The 16549-nt window shown below is 64.7% G+C and carries 13 protein-coding genes; 5 read left to right on the top strand and 8 right to left on the bottom strand.

The features are described 5' to 3' along the window. Positions 1-216: 216 nt before the first annotated feature. Complete coding sequence (locus tag BT264_RS09810; protein ID WP_072437293.1) at positions 217-537, bottom strand: hypothetical protein; 321 nt, start codon at positions 535-537, stop codon at positions 217-219. Between the two features lie 285 nt (positions 538-822). On the opposite strand from BT264_RS09810, the gene BT264_RS09815 reads away from it, so the two are divergent. From BT264_RS09815 to BT264_RS09835, 4 genes are read left to right on the top strand one after another with little or no spacing between them, the layout of a single operon-like run. After that, a complete protein-coding gene (locus BT264_RS09815) occupies positions 823-2175 on the top strand; it encodes a heme-binding protein (RefSeq protein ID WP_218173336.1) in 1353 nt (450 codons plus the stop codon). Between the two features lie 19 nt (positions 2176-2194). Further along, the gene (locus BT264_RS37415; RefSeq protein WP_177318347.1) at positions 2195-4276 is read left to right on the top strand and encodes a ferritin-like domain-containing protein; all 2082 of its coding nucleotides are present in this window, start codon (positions 2195-2197) and stop codon (positions 4274-4276) included. Positions 4277-4286: 10 nt separating this feature from the next. Next, positions 4287-5240, top strand: a complete 954-nt coding sequence (locus BT264_RS09830) for an MNIO family bufferin maturase (RefSeq protein WP_072437294.1) — start codon at positions 4287-4289, stop codon at positions 5238-5240. Between the two features lie 17 nt (positions 5241-5257). Further along, the gene (locus BT264_RS09835; protein ID WP_177318348.1) at positions 5258-6061 is read left to right on the top strand and encodes an HvfC/BufC N-terminal domain-containing protein; all 804 of its coding nucleotides are present in this window, start codon (positions 5258-5260) and stop codon (positions 6059-6061) included. A gap of 531 nt (positions 6062-6592) precedes the next feature. Here the strand turns inward: BT264_RS09835 and BT264_RS09845 are convergent. Then, positions 6593-7165, bottom strand: coding sequence for a hypothetical protein (locus tag BT264_RS09845; protein WP_072437297.1), 573 nt, complete (start codon positions 7163-7165; stop codon positions 6593-6595). Between the two features lie 162 nt (positions 7166-7327). Between BT264_RS09845 and BT264_RS09850 the strand changes: the two genes are divergently transcribed. Further along, the gene (locus tag BT264_RS09850) at positions 7328-7864 is read left to right on the top strand and encodes a peroxiredoxin family protein (protein WP_072437298.1); all 537 of its coding nucleotides are present in this window, start codon (positions 7328-7330) and stop codon (positions 7862-7864) included. A gap of 97 nt (positions 7865-7961) precedes the next feature. Here the strand turns inward: BT264_RS09850 and BT264_RS09855 are convergent, their stop codons facing one another. The 6 genes from BT264_RS09855 to BT264_RS09880 form a co-directional block, all read right to left on the bottom strand. Next, a complete protein-coding gene (locus tag BT264_RS09855) occupies positions 7962-9317 on the bottom strand; it encodes a sigma-54-dependent transcriptional regulator (protein WP_072437299.1) in 1356 nt (451 codons plus the stop codon). Positions 9318-9397: 80 nt separating this feature from the next. Further along, on the bottom strand, positions 9398-11407 hold the full coding sequence (locus BT264_RS09860; RefSeq protein ID WP_072437300.1) for a sensor histidine kinase: 2010 nt from the start codon (positions 11405-11407) through the stop codon (positions 9398-9400). Between the two features lie 4 nt (positions 11408-11411). Next, positions 11412-12701, bottom strand: a complete 1290-nt coding sequence (locus tag BT264_RS09865; protein ID WP_034179131.1) for a dicarboxylate/amino acid:cation symporter — start codon at positions 12699-12701, stop codon at positions 11412-11414. A 399-nt stretch (positions 12702-13100) separates the two neighbouring features. Next, positions 13101-14786, bottom strand: a complete 1686-nt coding sequence (locus BT264_RS09870) for a cation acetate symporter (protein ID WP_072437301.1) — start codon at positions 14784-14786, stop codon at positions 13101-13103. A gap of 11 nt (positions 14787-14797) precedes the next feature. Next, positions 14798-15103 carry a DUF485 domain-containing protein gene (locus tag BT264_RS09875; protein WP_014895931.1) on the bottom strand — a complete coding sequence of 102 codons (306 nt, stop codon included), beginning with the start codon at positions 15101-15103 and terminating at the stop codon, positions 14798-14800. A 238-nt stretch (positions 15104-15341) separates the two neighbouring features. Continuing rightward, on the bottom strand, positions 15342-16547 hold the full coding sequence (locus BT264_RS09880; RefSeq protein WP_072437302.1) for a CaiB/BaiF CoA transferase family protein: 1206 nt from the start codon (positions 16545-16547) through the stop codon (positions 15342-15344). Between the last annotated feature and the right edge of the window lie 2 nt (positions 16548-16549).

Here is a 16549-nt window from a genome sequence, read left to right on the forward strand (position 1 = left end):
ATGCTGAAAACTCATTTTGCCGATCACTTTTCTCCTGCGAAGATTCGAGGCAAAAGCCCACAGTCGATGGCTCGCGCATACGAGCCGCTTATTTCGTCCGATAGCCCGATAATAGCCGGCACACGGATTCCGTCGCTGCCTCGTTAGCATCGACCGTATCAGTGTGTTGCATCGGCTTCACACAGAGCTCGCCGACCCACGTCACGGGCCACTCACTCAAGCCACCGCCAGCGATGTATTCCACATCAGCTCGCCCTGGGCGGTGATTCCGGCGAGCCGCGCAGGCTGCGGGGCACTTTGCCATTCGGCCCGTTGGTCCAGTGCGCCCGGCGCTTGAATAACCCAGTAAAACTCCCCGACGACCAACCCGTCTCTTTGCACCATCTCACACCTTGCGCAAAATCGCTTCGTCAACACGATGGCAGCCGAGATCGTCGGCAGACAAACATCGCCAGTGATTTTCTTGCCGAAATTCCCATCGAATCTCACTATTTGCGCCGCAAGATCGAAAACACCGTTATGGATTTTCGCCGACAATTTGCAAGGACGTTAACCGGGATCGGATCACTCATGAAAAAAAGACCCGTCCACCGATATTCTCATCGAGATGGCGCCCATACCCGGCCAAGGAAAATTTCATCACTTTCAAGAGCACTCATTTCAGGGCCAGATAATCTGGCCACCGAAAACTCAACCTGTCAACGTTAACAGCTACTCTTTTATCTTCTCGGCGAGTGGAATCAACGAAAATTCGCGGGCCTGCCGTTTAGATCCTAGAATTATCGAAAACCAACGTCGGCACCTACCATTTAAGGCGGGCATATGGACCGGGGATTTCCATCGCAAGCGGTTACGGTCGCTGCGAATCAAACTTGGCACTCGACGGGAATCACGGTCGACGGCGACCTTGGCGTGACCATCGCCTATCAAACCGGCATGTGGCAAGTGGATGACGACGGCGTGGACTACGATGCGAACGGTAACCCGATGTACGACGCCTCCAGCAGCGGTGCTCCGTTACCCGGCTGCGCGGTAGGCGGGCTTATCGGGCGGATCGGCACGGGCCATCCGTTCTGGGTCGGCGACGGTCCCACGGTAGTTCCGAAAGGCGAGTCGGGCCCGCTCGAGCTGGTCATCAATGACGATCTGACCAAGGACATGAGCGCCAATATCGGCAGCGTCACCGTATTCGTCTATCTCAGCAACACCGCTCCCGACCTGTCGATGCCGCTCGTCAGCGACCCGCAGCAAATCGTGCCATGCATTCCGGCCAGGAAACTCATGCCGCTGCAGTACTTGATTGGCACGTGGACTAACCAACCGCTGGGCAGCTCCGGCAAAGGCGGCCCCGACTGTCCGTTCTCATACAACGTGATGCCCTTGCCGCAAGCCGATCCCTCGTCGCCCCTGGGCTATTTCCTCAAGAACTTCGCCTATTACGAGGAGCTGACCTTTACCGCCATTCATGGTCCGGTGCTCAATCGCAACGGCAACGGTGCACAGGTCGCCTATACGCTTTTCTATGAGCAGCGCGTCTACTTCGCGGGGGGCTCCAACAAGGACGCCCTGGTACATGCCGAAAACGGCTCCCTCTTGCTGCTGGCCGACCAGGAGCAGCCTCTCGGTCCGTACGGAAATGGTTTCAGTGAAGGCTTGGGCAATCAGACTGTCGCATTCAGCGTTGCGCCCACTCAGGCGTTCAACCTCGCCAAGCAGATGTCAGTCCCGCACGGCAACTCGATCCTTGCCCTGGGTTCATACGCCACTGGCACCGGAGTCCCGATCATTCCACCGGCGGCGGTGCTGCCTTCGGGGGACGTCGACAGCTTTCCGTACTTCTGGAAGAACGCGGCAACGAATCCGAATCTGACCTACACGTCAAATCCGAACCAAGCGCTCGTTGACGCGCTCGCCATCCAAGCACCGAGCGATTTCATAACGTTGGCCGTCAGCTCTTCCAACGGAAACGGCGCTGTCAGCAATATCGGCTTCGAACAAAAGAACAGCAATGTCACCGCCTACGACTTTACCTGCTGGCTGGAAAGTTTTGATGGGGGAACCAGCTTTCCGCAGCTGCAATACACCCAGACCATCACGATGCTCCTGACGGTACGCGGCGGCCGCGTGTCCTTCCCGCATGTGACGGTCAATACGTTGACGAAGAAATCATCATGACCGACCTGGAGAAATGAGCATGTCCCATCTCGACTCAACGGACAAAGATATTCCCGTGCGCCCCCTCAGCGAAGCAGAGCAACGCCTGGTGCGCCATATCGACGAGCATTGGAATCGCGCCCGCGCATTGACGGAATTGCGCGACGGGTTGCAGACCGCGGTCGAGATCGAACTGGCGACGGTGCCGCTCTATTTGTTCGCCTACTACTCGATCAACCGCACCCCGGAAGGCTTTCCGGCAACGGACCTGTCCCGCTTCGCCGGCCAGGCGGGGGGCATCATGATGAGCGTGGCTGTCGAGGAAATGCTGCATTTGTCCTTGTCGTCCAACATGCTTTATTCGCTCGGCGTACAGCCCCAACTCTATTTGCGCTCGCCCTCACCGTACCCGACCGACCTACCCGGTCATGCGAGGCTCGGCCCGGACCGTAAGCCAATGGCGCTTCCGCTGGCTAAATTCTCGTCCGGGCAGTTATGGCATTTCCTCGAAGTCGAATACCCGGCCGCAGCGGACGCCCCGCCCGAGCTGAACAATTGGCAAACAATCGGCCAGATCTATTCCTACCTTCGGTGCATCATTAGCTCGCAGCACATCACCGACGACGATTTCAAAGCGGGGCGGGCGCCGGCCCAGATCCAGCCGTCCAACTATTCGCCGAACAATATCGACTCGGTCTATCCGACTGCCAGCTTCAATTTCGGTTGCCCGGTACCGACACCGGTTGGCGGCTCCGCGGCGAACGCAGCCGCCTATGCGAGCCGCGGCGACAGCCATGCCGGCCGCAGCGCGCTGATGACCATTGCGTCACGCCAAGATGCTTTGAAGGCGATCCAGACGATCGACGCCGAAGGCGAAGGCTTCGGCCCTCACAAGTTCGACGATGAGTCGCATCACGAACTCTCGCATTACTACAAGTTCCTGACTTTGCAATCGCAACTCGCAGGCTACGATCCCCACGACGAAAAACTGCGGGACCTGCCGCCTCCTCCGCCGCCGGCGGCACGTCAGTTCGGCCGCGAAGAGCTGGCAAAAATCATGTTCGATTTTCCCGACAATCCGGTGGCCGCCGCATACCCGCCTGGGCGCCGCGAGCTCGCCGACATCGTCAGCGGCCTATATCAGTACATGCTGATCATGACCGAGAGTATCTTCCTCATTGAACCAAGTCAGCAGAAGCTGTATTTCAATCAGACGCTGCACCGATCGATGATTTGGATCCTGGATAAGGTCATCCAGGCCATGCGGAAAATCCCCTTGTCCGGGACCGACAGCTACCCCAGCACTTTAAAGTTGGCGCCGACTTTCGAGAATATCAATCTTGGCCCGCGTAACCAGGCCTTCGCTACGCTGGTCGCGATGTGTAATGGGATGGACGCCAAATATGGCAGCGAATCCTGGTACAGCAGCGACGCGCAATACTTCGTCGACATGATCCCCTCGTTGCCGGATGTCAGCGGCCTATGGCAGGCGCAGCCCGATCAGCCGACCTTGGGCAAGCCCGGCTGCGATGTCAGTAAGTATCAGGGCATTCCAGTGTTCCCCGCGGCGCCGCCCGCGCCGGGCGTGTTACTGCCTGGCGAGGTACGGCATGCCTGCATGGGACTGAATCAATGCAAGGGGCAAGGCCGTACTCGTGACAATGCGTGCGCAGGCCAAGGGTATTGCTCGACCGCGCTTGAATTCAATTTTGCCGAACCGAACTCGCCAAGCGTATCGGATCACACCTGTCGCGTCCAAAACGCGTGTGCGGGTCAAGGTGGTTGTGGCCTGTATGGCACAGGACGGGAGCAGGAAGCGCCTGGTGCGAACGCTTGCGCCACACAAGGCTGCTGTGCCACGCCGATCAATGCCGAGCGCTTCAGCACCGACGGGCGCAACCGTGGCAAGAGCGTCTGGCTGCGTGCACGTGAAGTGTTCGCCGAGCAAACCTGGCCCGAACTGCGCAAGAAAAACGCGGCGTTGCCGCCCCAGCCGCCACAGCCGCCGCATCCCGAATTGTTCCAGTACGGCCCGACCATCGAATGGATCCAGGAATATAGCGGTCATGGCATGACGGCGTGCGGCTCCAGCGGCATGAGCGGCGCCGGCAGCTGCAGCTAAGGAGCGCCGCATGATTGAACTTCGAAGGGGTGCGGCCGGACACCAACTGGGATTCGGTGTCGGGCTGCGCAACCAGCATTTCGACCATATCTTGACAACGCGGCCGCCGGTCGATTGGTTCGAAGCGATCTCGGAGAATTTCATGGATTCGGGTGGACGGCCGCGCGCCGTCCTGCGACAGATCGCTGAGCGATATCCGATCGTGCTACACGGTGTGTCGATGTCGATCGGCAGTACCGACCCGCTCGATCGCGACTATCTAGCCCGTTTGCGGCGGCTGGCCGACGAGGTATCGGCGCGCTGGGTCAGCGACCATCTGTGCTGGACCGGCGCGCTCGGGATCAACAGTCATGATCTCCTTCCGCTGCCGCTCAACGAAAGGACGCTCAAGCATGTGAGCGCCCGCGTCGTCGCGGCACAGGAGTTACTGGGACGGCCGTTGGTGTTGGAAAATCCCAGCACCTATGTCCGCTTTCGCCAGTCGACTACGGACGAACCCGCCTTTCTGCGCGAGCTCAGCCGCGCAACGGGCTGCTGGCTGCTTCTCGATGTCAACAACGTTTATGTCAGCTGCTTCAATGCCGGCACCGATCCAATGGATTACCTGAACCAGTTCCCATTCGATCGCGTCGTGCAATTGCATTTGGCGGGACATCAGCATTGCGGCACTCATATCGTCGACACGCATGATCGCCCGGTTTCTCCGGCGGTGTGGAATCTGTTCCGCCTGGCCTGGCAACGCAGCGAGCAAGCTGCCACTTTGCTCGAATGGGATGGCGATGTGCCGGCCTTTGAGCGCGTGCACGCCGAATTGATGCGGGCGCGACAGATCATCGACGGCGACGCGCCCACCCGGGTCGAAGCTACCGGGCGGCCGCAGCCAGACAACGTCGAGGCCGTGTCCACCCCAGTTGCGTTTCTCGTGCCCGAGATCATGAGCAACAGCGCCGTGTGCTCGTCATGAACGCAGGAGACGATCGCTTGCAGTCGCTGCAACGCTGGATGCTCGACGCGCTGATCGCGCCGGATGGCACCGATGCCGACACCATCGCCGACACGTTTCTACCGGGGCCGAATTTGTCATCCTCGGCTTGTCTGGCGATCTATCAGCGCAGTTATATTCTGCGCTTGCGAAAATGTTTGGAAGAGCAGTTTCCCGCCAGCCGCCACACTTTGGGAAGCGCTCTTTTTGCCGATTTCGCCGACGAATATCTGCGGACGTATCCGTCCGACAGCTACACGCTGTACGAACTCGGTCGGCGCTTTCCGAAATGGCTCGCGGACAATCGTCCTGATCGGGACCAACCGCCGGAAAGACGCGAGTCATGGATCGACTTCATGATCGACCTGGCCGCTTACGAGCGCGATTTGTACCGCCTGTTCGACGCACCGGGCCACGAGGGACTGCCCTGGCCCGACGCGTCGGTCGACGATGAGGCACTGATCCTCCAGCCTTGCTTGGCTCTGATCGAGTATCGCTATCCTGTCGCCTGGTATTACCACGAGGTTCGCGCCGGCCGCTCGCCACCGTTTCCCGCTGCCAAGGATTCCTATGCGGTGATCCTACGTCGCGACTTTCTCACCCACACTTTTCCGGTCACCCGCCTACACCATCGATTCTTGTCGCTGGTGGAACGAACCCGACACGTCCCAACATCGATAAAGGCAATCGCGGTCGAGGCGGAGTATCCCGTTGATGAGGTATGGCGATCCTGGCGCCACGAGGTACGCCACCCTTGGCTAGAGGCGGGCTTCTTCATCGAGAGGGCGGTACTGGAAGGCTAACGGAACGCTGCCAAGCTTTAGATTCGTACGGCAACGGAGGAATGCGGGTGCCTCCGATGACTCTCAGCGGCCATGAAGAGACATTGGACGAACTCGGAAGGACTGTCGACAATCCACCCCTCGTCTGCGGCGGCTCGATGGCGGACTCGTTAGCGTATTCACGCTATCCGCTACCGGCGCGTGCTTACGTCGCTCTGAGCGCCTTCGGATGACAAAATCCGGTTGTCAAGACTTGACTTATGCACAATTTCGCGAATCTGACCCCGGATCGCGGCTTGCCGGGGCCTGTCCGGCGCAGAATCCATATCTATTTGTTTTCATTGATTTTTCTCAAAACACGAGCAAATCTCGAAACGGGCGGAAGGGCCGTCCGGCGCGGCTTAGCGGGAAATCCGGCCGACTTTTCAACAAAGTTATCCACATGCGCTGTGGATAGCCGAAAAAACCTCGCAAAATCCAGCGACTAGCGCCGAAAGCTGCGAATGAACTTTCAGTTGTCACACGATGTCTGAGCGCCCTCGCCGGCCGCCATCAGTCGAGTTTGAACGAGCCGAAAAACTGGTCGAACTGCTCCTGGGCGATCGGCCCGTCGGCGATCACGACAGCCTGGTACGCGTGCCGGCCACGCGCGGCGAGCCGTGCGACGATCATCTTGCGCGCGCGATCGCCGCCGGCCGCCGCACCCGCGATGCGCAATTCGAGCCCGTTCACCGCACCGCCGGCCGCGAGCGGCACGGGCACCGAAGCCGTCCGCGGCGCGCCTTCGAGGTTGCGCGACAGCCCGGCGCGCAGGAACTCGAGCGCCGCGCGGCGCGTGTCGTCGCGGTCGTCGGGCAGCGTCAGCGTGCCGACCGCGAACACCGCGCCGTCGACGTGCGCGGCCTGCATCCGCATCGGCATCGACGTGCCACCGAGCGCAACCGGCTGCTCCTCGACGGTCGGCTTCGCCGGCAGGTCGATCGTGTAGCCGGCGTCGTTGTGCAGCGTGCGCCAGTCGTACGACGGCGAGCACGCGGCCAGCACGGCGCTCGCGCAGGCAAGCGCGGCGAAGTGTCGCAGCGGACGAAACAGGGGGCGCAACGAATCGAAGACTTCCTTCGGCATGGCGTGGATCGGGCAGGCAAAACGGCCATTATCCGCCGAACGTGAAAACCGGGATGCGTGGCCGCCGCCGGTGCGCGCACCGCATTCGCGCTAAAATAAGCGCCGAATTTCGACGTCCTTTGCATCGATCCGCGTCATCGACCGACTCCGAGAGCACCGCAGATGAACACCACGCCTCCCGCCCGCCGCAGCGCCGGCCCCGCCCGCTACATCGTCGCGGCCGTCGTCGTCGCGGCCATCGCCGTAGCCGGCTTCTTCGCGTTCAACGGCAAGTCCAGCGCGCCGGACGCGACGTTCACGCTGCTGTCGGGCCAGAAAGTCTCGACCTCCGGCGACCTGAAGGGCAAGGTCTATCTCGTGAACTTCTGGGCGACGAGCTGCGCGACCTGCATGCAGGAAATGCCGCAGATGGTCGATACCTATAACCGCTTCAAGGGTCAGGGGCTGGAATTCGTCGCGGTCGCGATGAACTACGATCCGCCGATGTACGTCTCGAACTACGCGCAGACGCGTCAGCTGCCGTTCAAGGTCGCGCTCGACGACGGCAGCGTCGCGAAGCAGTTCGGCAACGTGCAGCTCACGCCGACGACCTTCGTCGTCGACAGGAACGGCAAGATCCTGAAGCGCTACGTCGGCGCACCGCAGTTCGCGGAACTCGACGCGCTGCTCAAGAAGGCGCTCGACAGCAACGCGGCTTGAGCGCCGCCCGACAACGGCTCGAAGGGCAACGCGCAGCGCCCTTCCCCGCCAACGGACCGCACGACCGGCCAGCCCGGTTCCGCGGTCCGTTGGCTTTTCAGCGCTCGGTTTCGCCTTTCGCCGACAGCCCGTAGCGCTTCATCTTCTCGTAAAGCGTCGCCTTGCCGACATGCAGCCGGTCGGCCGTCGCGGCGACCGCGCCGCCCGTCTGGTTCAGCGCCTCGGCGATCACCGCGCGCTCGAACTGCTCGATGCGCTCCTTCAGCGTCTGCTCGCTGTCGGCAGCGTCGCCGCCCGCGCCCGTTTCCTGCGGCATGTCGGCCACGCCGAGCACGAAACGGTCGGCCGCGTTGTGCAGCTCGCGCACGTTGCCGGGCCAGTCGCGCTGCATCAGGCTCGCGCGCTGCCGGTCGGTCAGCACGGGCGCGGGCCGCCCGTAGCGCACGGCCGCATCGAGCATGAAGTGCTCGAACAACGGCACGATGTCCTCGCGGCGCTCGGCGAGCGGCGGCAGCGCGATCGTCACGACGTTGAGCCGGTACAGCAGGTCGCGCCGGAACGTGCCGGCCGCGACGAGCTCGCTCATGTCGCCCTTCGCGGCCGCGACGACGCGGCAGTTCACGCGGATCGGCTGGTTCGAGCCGAGCCGCTCCAGCACGCCGTCCTGCAGCACCCGCAGCAGCTTCACCTGCAGCGCGAGCGGCATGCTTTCGATTTCGTCGAGGAACAGCGTGCCGCCGGACGCGTATTCGAGCTTGCCGACGCGCCGCTTCGCGGCGCCGGTGAACGCGCCGGGCTCGTAGCCGAACATCTCCGACTCGAACATCGGCTCGGGCAGCGCGCCGCAATTCACCGCGATGAACGGCTTGTCGCGGCGCGGCGACAGCTCGTGCAGGCTGCGCGCGATCAGTTCCTTGCCGGCGCCGGTGTCGCCGTTGATCAGTACCGACGCGTCGGTGGGCGCGACGTTCGCGATCAGCTTGCGCACCTGCTCGATCGCGGGGCTGCGGCCGATGATGCGCGGCGCAACGACGTTCTGCCCGGCCAGTTCGCGCCGCAGCGCATGGTTCTCGAGCACGAGCTCGCGCCGCTCGAGCGCACGGCGCACCGTCTCGATCAGGCGCTCGGCCGCGAACGGCTTTTCGATGAAGTCGTATGCGCCGTCGCGCATCGCCTGCACGGCCATCGAGATGTCGCCGTGCCCGGTGACGAGGATCACGGGCACGTCGGGCACACGCTCGCGGCACTGCGCGAGCACGTCGAGCCCGCTTGCGCCGGGCAGCCGGATGTCGCTGACGATCGCGCCCGCGGTGTCCGCGACGATCGCCTTCTCGGCCGCTTCGGCCGACTCGAAGCCGGCGACGTCGAAGCCCGCCAGTTGAAGGCTCTGCACGCTCGCCCGGCGAACGAGCGCATCGTCTTCGATATAGATCACTTGCAGCCGGTTGGCCATCGTACTCACTTGCTCCTGACGGGCCGCGCGGCAGGGTTGCGCGCGCGGCGGCGTTGATGCCGGTCGTTCGCCGACCGGGCCTAGTGCGAGCCCGCCGGCTCGGACACGGAGTCCGGATGATGCGTGCGCGCGCGCCGCAGCGTCAAGACGAACAGCGCGCCGCCCGACGGCGCGTTGCGCGCGGTCAGCGCACCGCCCGCGTCGCTCGCGATCGACGACGAAATCGCGAGGCCGAGCCCGAGCCCGCGCCCCATTTCCTTGGTCGTGAAGAACGGCTCGAACAGGCGCGGCAACAGGTCGGGCGCGATGCCGGGGCCGTTGTCGCGCACCTCGACCGCGAGCGTCGCGGCCGACACCGAGATCGTCACTTCGATCGCGGGCGCCGCGATGCCCGCGACCGCGTCGAGCGCATTGCCGAGCAGGTTGATCAGCACCTGTTCGAGGCGCAGGTCCTCGCAACGCGCGACGAGCTCGGGGTAGTCGCGCGCCAGATCGAGCGGCACGCCGTGCGCGGGCGATACGGTCGCGTCCTGCAGCGTCAGCGTAAGCGCGACGCCGCGCAGGCGATCGCCGAGCAGCGACAGCACGCTGCGCAGCGCACGCACGACGAGCGCCCGCTCGTTGCGCGGCTTCGCGCGGCCGACGAACAGCTTCAACTGGTTCGTGATCTTGCCCATCCGCTCGGTGAGCGCGGCGATCGCCTCGAGGTTCTCGCGCGCGGCCGCCTGCTCGCCGCGATCGAGCAGCACGCGCGTGTTGTCCGAGAAGCTGCGCAGCGCCGCGAGCGGCTGGTTCAGTTCATGCGTGATGCCGGCCGCCATCTGGCCGAGCGCGGCCAGCTTGCTCGCCTGGATCAGTTCGTCGTGCGCCGCGCGCAGCTCCTGCTCCGCGCGGATCCGGTCGCCGACTTCCTTCTGCAACTGCTCGTTCGCTTCCGACAGGTCGGCCGTGCGCTCCTCGACGCGCCGGTTCAGCTCCGCGTACGCCTGCTGCAACAGCGCGCGGCCGCGGATCATTTCGCGCACGCGCGCGCGGCGCATCCGCCAGTAGAACGCGAGCAGCGCGACCGACACGAAGCCGAAGCCCGTGACGATCGTCGCGTTGCGCGCATCGGCGTCGATGGGCGCGATCGGCGCGAGCGTGACGAGCAGCCAGTCGGGCTCGCCGATCCGCCGCTTGCTGGCCAGGAAACGCGGCGCGCGCAGGCCCGCGCCGAGGCGCACGATCTCCGCATCGGCGCCGAGCGTCTGCTCGATGCGCAGCGGCAGCGGCGTGACGGGCTGCTGCGCGTACTGGCGCGTCTCGTAGATCGACGCGGCCACGGGCCCCGTCAACGGCCGCAGCGTGTGGTACTTCCACGCGGGCACCGACGACAGGAACACGACGCCGTGATCGTCCGCGACGACGAGCGGCTCGGACGCATCGGCGCCCTGGAACCATTCGAGATTGAGCTTCACGACGACGACGCCCGCGATCTTGCCGTCGCGCCACACGGGCTGCGAGATGTAGTAGCCGGGATCGCGCGAGATCGTGCCGATCCCGAAGAAGCGGCCGACCCGGCCGTTCATCGCGTCGAGGAAGTAGGGGCGGAAACGGTATTCGATCCCGACGAAGCTGTCGGGCGCACGCCAGTTGCTGGCGGCGACGCACAGGCCGTCCGCGCCGATCACGTAGGTGACGGTCGCGTGCGCGTGTTCGTTGAGATCTTCGAGATAGCGGTTGACGCGCGCGGTGTAGTCGCCGCGCTTCGGCTCGGCGAGCAGGTCCTGCACATACGGATGGCTGCCGAGCAGATAGGGCAGCGATTCGTAGCGGTCAAGCGTGCTCTTGAGCGCGTTGGTGGTGCGGTCGACGCGCACCGCGGCGTTGCGCTGCAGCTCGGCGACGCCGCGTTGCCAGGTAATCGTCCACGTCAGCGCGCACGCCGCGACGAGCGCGGCGGCAAGCACGACGAGGATGAGCAGGCGGCGCGTCACGGTCGAGGCTTCCTGGCGATGCGGATCGCCTATTGTGTCATAGGCCTCCCTGTCAACGCCTCGGCCGCCGCGGGCGGTGCCGCCGGCGGGCGGTGCCGCCGCCTGCTCCTTCATGACGTCAGACGCCGGCCGTCTCGGTCGCCGAAACCTCGCCGCCGCCCTTCAGCGCCTGGCGCAGCTTGTTGCGGTCGAGTTCCTTCTCCCAGGCGGACACGACGACCGTCGCGACGCCGTTGCCCACGATGTTGGTCAGCGCGCGGCATTCGCTCATGAAGCGGTCGATGCCGAGAATCAGCACCATGCCCGACAGCGGGATCGTCGGCACGACGGCCAGCGTCGCGGCGAGCGTGATGAAGCCCGCGCCCGTCACACCGCTCGCGCCCTTCGACGTCAGCATCGCGACCGCCAGCAGCGTGAGCTGCTGCATCCACGTCAGTTCGATGTTGGTCGCCTGCGCGATGAACAGCACGGCCATCGTCATGTAGATGTTGGTGCCGTCGAGGTTGAACGAATAGCCGGTCGGCACGACGAGGCCGACGACCGAACGCGAGCAGCCGGCCTTCTCGAGCTTTTCCATCAGCTGCGGCAGCGCGGCTTCCGACGAGCTCGTGCCGAGCACGATCAGCAGCTCTTCCTTGATGTAGGACACGAAGCGGATGATCGAGAAGCCCGTGAAGCGCGCGATCGCGCCGAGCACGACGAGCACGAACACGACCGACGTCAGGTAGAACGTGCCGATCAGCTTGAGCAGCGGCACCAGCGAGCCGACGCCGTACTTGCCGATCGTGAACGCCATCGCGCCGAACGCGCCGATCGGCGCCAGCTTCGTGACGATGTGCACGATGCCGAACAGCACGCGCGTGAGCCCGTCGATGAAGTCGGTAACGACCTTGCCGCGTTCGCCGAGGTGCGCGAGCACGCTGCCGAACAAGAGCGCGATCAGCAGGATCTGCAGGATTTCGCCCTGCGCGAACGCGTCGACCATCGTGTTCGGGATGATGTGCATCAGGAAGTCGACCGTCGACTGCCCGTGCGCCTTCGCCGCGTACGACGCGACGGCCTTGCCGTCGAGCGTCGCCGGATCGATGTTGAAGCCGACGCCCGGACGCAGGATGTGCGTGGCCGCGAGGCCGAGCAGCAGCGCGAAGGTCGACACGACCTCGAAGTACAGCAGCGCCTTGCCGCCGACGCGGCCGACCTTCTTCATGTCCTCCATGCCGGCGATGCCGGTGACGACCGTACAGAAGATGATCGGACCGATCACCATCTTGATCAGCTTGATGAACCCGTCGCCGAGCGGCTTCATGTCGGTGGCGAGCGCCGGGTAGTAGTGGCCGAGGATCACGCCGACGATGATGGCGAAGATCACCTGCACGTAGAGCACTTTGTAGAAGGGTTTCTTCTTCACGATGGTTCCTGCTGAAGTAGATGAGCCGGTGGAAACGGCGTCACGCGCGCAGGCGAATGCCAGGGGAGTCATTCGCCCGCGCGGCTGCCGTGCCGCAACAAGCGATGCCTCACGACATCCGGAGGGGGAGGAAGGCAGTGGTCATCGATTGTCTCCTGTCGACCCGAGTCAGCGCTTCAGCGCTTACTTGGGTCCCATGCAACGCTTGGTTTAATAGTCAGGCCGAGTGGGCGGCCATGCGTTTTATATCGCAAGGTCGATGCCAGGTTTCCGTAACCCCTCAAACCATTGTTTTTATTGTATTTCTCATAATGCGGCAGGCAAGGAAATCCGGGATTCCGGATTTCCGGAAAATATCCGTCCGGCGATCCGGACGGACCGACACATTTGTCAGGCCAATCAGTGCTGCACGGCCTCGCCGGCCAGCAGGCCGGTTTGCGCGTAGAACTCCTGCTGCGCGAACGCGTCGCGCTCGCGCCGTGCGCGCTCGCTGCGATCCGCGAGCGAGCCGACGACGATCCCGACGAACGCGAGCGGCACCGACACGAGCGCCGGGTTGTCGAGAAACACCGGCGCGTGCGCGTGGTGCAGCACGTCGACCCACACCGACTTCGACAGCACCGTGAGCACCACCGCCGACGCGAGGCCGAGGCCGCCGCCGAGCACCGCGCCGCGCGTCGTCATCCCGCGCCAGAAGATCGACATCGCAAGCACCGGGAAATTCGCGCTCGCGGCCACCGCCGCGACGAGCCCGACCATGAACGCGACGTTCACGTGCTCGAACAGGATCGACAGCCCGATCGCGACGGCCGACAGCACGATCGTCGCCGCGCGCGAGATGCGCATCTCGAGGCGCTCGTCGGGCTTGCCGCGCGCCCACATCTGCGCGTACAGGTCGTGCGAGATCGTCGTCGCGCCGGCGAGCGTCAGGCCCGCGACCACCGCGAGGATCGTCGCGAACGTGACGGCCGCGATGAAGCCGTAGAACCAGTTCCCGCCGACCGCCTGCGCGAGCTTCACCGCGACCATGTTCGAGCCGCCGAGCAGGTCGTGCGTGAGGTTGAACGTGCCGTTCGCGCCGAGCTTGAAGAACTCGGGATGCTGCGCGAGCAGCACGATCGCCGAGAAGCCGATCACGAAGGTCAGCAGGTAGAAGTAGCCGATGAAGCCGGTCGCGTAGAGCACCGACTTGCGCGCCTCCTTCGCGTTCGGCACCGTGAAGAAGCGCATCAGGATGTGCGGGAAGCCGGCCGTGCCGAACATCAGCGCGATGCCGAGCGACAGCGCGTTGGCCGGATCGCGGATCAGCTTGCCGGGCCCCATGATGCCCAGCGCGCCCGGATGCACGGCCACCGCGCGGCGGAACATCTCGTCGACGCTGAAGCCGAATTCGCCGAGCGCGAGCAGCACGAGCAGCGTCGCGCCGCACAGCAGCAGCACGGCCTTGATCACCTGCACCCAGGTGGTCGCGGTCATCCCGCCGAAGAACACGTAGACGACCATCAGCACGCCGACGATCAGCTCGGCCGTGCCGTACGACAGCCCGAACAGCAACTGGATCAGCTTGCCCGCGCCGACCATCTGCACGACGAGGTACAGCACGACGATCGTCAGCGCGTTCGCGGAGGTCAGCAGCCGGATCGGCCGCTGCGCGAAGCGGTACGCGACGACGTCGACGAACGTGAACTTGCCGAGGTTGCGCAGCGGTTCGGCGATCAGGAACATCACGAACGGCCAGCCGACCAGAAAGCCGATCGAATAGATGAGCCCGTCGAAGCCGAACATGAACACCATCCCGGACAACCCGAGGAACGACGCGGCCGACATGTAGTCGCCCGCGATCGCGAGCCCGTTCTGCAGCCCGGTGATGCCGCCGCCGGCCGTATAGAAGTCGCGCGTCGAGCGCGTGCGGCGCGCGGCCCAGCGTGTGAGCGCGAGCGTCGCGAACACGAACGCGAAGAACATCCCGATCGCGACCGGGTTCAGCTCGACCTTGTCGGGCATCGGGCCCGCGACCGATACCGCATGGGCGGCGGAGGAAACGAGAATGGCAAGCGCGCCGAGCGCGATCGATGTGCGTCGCATGTCGGCCTCCGTCAGGAACGCTGCAGGATTGCGTCGACCCGGCGGTCGAACGCACGATTCGCGCGCAGCACGTAGCACGCGGTCAAGCCGATCGCGACCAGGATGATCGCGACGCCCGCGGCGATCCCGACCGTCGTCGTCGCGCCGCGATACAGCGGCGCCGCGAGCACGTGCGGCGCGAGCGCGACGAGCAGGATGAAGCCGTAGTAGGTCGCGATCATCAGCGCCGTCAGCGTGAAGCTGAAGCGGCGCCGCGCGCGCACGAGTTGCTGGTAGTCGCGGCGCGCCGTGACCGATTCGATGACGGAAAGCTCCATGTTGTCTCCTGTGTCGACCAGAGTTAGCGCTTTAGCGCTTACTCTGGTCCCATGCTTCGCGGTCGACCGGAGTTGGCGCTTTAGCGCTTACTCTGGTCCCATGCTTCGCGGTCGACCGGAATCGGCGCTTCAGCGCTTGCTCCAGTCCCCGCAGGGCGCCCCGTCGTTTCGCGAGGCTTGTCTTGTAGATGGCCGGCGCGTCAGCCGCCCCGCCCGCGCCGCGGCGGCACAAATCGCGTTACACGATGCGATCCGCACGCAGACGCGCGACCTCGTCGGCCGACATACCGAGCCAGCCGCCGAGCACCGCGTCCGTATCGGCGCCCAGCACCGGCGGCGCGCCGCGCACCGGCAGCCGCGCGCCGTCGAAGCGGTACGGCGGCGCGAGCACGTCGACACCGCCCGCGACCGGATGCGGCTGCCGCGTGACGAGCCCCGCACTGGTCGCACGCTCGGACCTCAACGCTTCGTGCAATCCGAGCACTTCGCCGCACGGGATGCCCGCATCGGCGAGCGCCGCAAGCAGCGTCGCGCGCGACCGGCGCGCGAGTTCGCGGCGAAGCTCGGGCAGCAGGTCCGCGCGGTTTTCCGAGCGGCCGAGATTGGTCTTGTAGCGCGCATCGGCCGCGAGATCAGGCCGCTCGATCGCCTCGCAAAAGCGCGCGAACTGCATGTTGTTTCCAACGGTGATCACGAGCGGGCCGTCGGCCGCGTCGAACACGCCGTACGGCACGATCGACGGATGCGCGTTGCCGTAGCGCGGCGGGTCCTCGCCCATCAACAGCGCGTCGAGCCCGTAGTACGCGGTGATCATCAGCCCGCAGTCGAACAGCGCCATCTCGATGCGCCGCCCGCGCCCGGTCGCATGACGCTCGTACAGCGCGGCGAGGATCGCCTGCGCCGAATACATGCCGGTGAACAGGTCGACCGCCGCGACGCCGAACTTCAGCGGCGGCTGGCCGGCCTCGCCGTTCAGCGCCATCAGCCCGGCCTCGCCCTGCACGACGAGGTCGTAGCCGGGCCGCGCGGCCTCGGCGCCCGAACGGTCGTAGCCGGAAATCGCGCAGTGCACGAGGCGCGGGTTCAGTTCGGCCAGCGCGTCGTAGCCGAGGCCGAGCTTTTCCGCGCCGCCGAACTTGAAGTTGTGGATCAGCACGTCGGCCTGCGCGGCCAGCTCGCGCGCGACGCGCTGCCCGGCTTCGGTCTGCAGGTCCACGCAGATCGAACGCTTGCTGCGATTCACGCTGTTGAAGTAGGTCGTCTCGGTAGCGCCGATCCGCAGCCCCCAGTCGCGCGTGTCGTCGCCGCGCACCGGATGCTCGACCTTGATCACTTCCGCGCCGAAATCGGCGAGCACCATCGCGCACCACGGGCCCGCGAGCACGCGCGAGAAATCGAGCACCTTCACGCCGGCCAGCGGCAATGCGGCCGATTCGTTCGTCATTC

Origin of the sequence: Burkholderia sp. NFPP32 (genome assembly GCF_900119325.1) — a bacterium.
Lineage (GTDB): Bacteria > Pseudomonadota > Gammaproteobacteria > Burkholderiales > Burkholderiaceae > Burkholderia > Burkholderia pyrrocinia_C.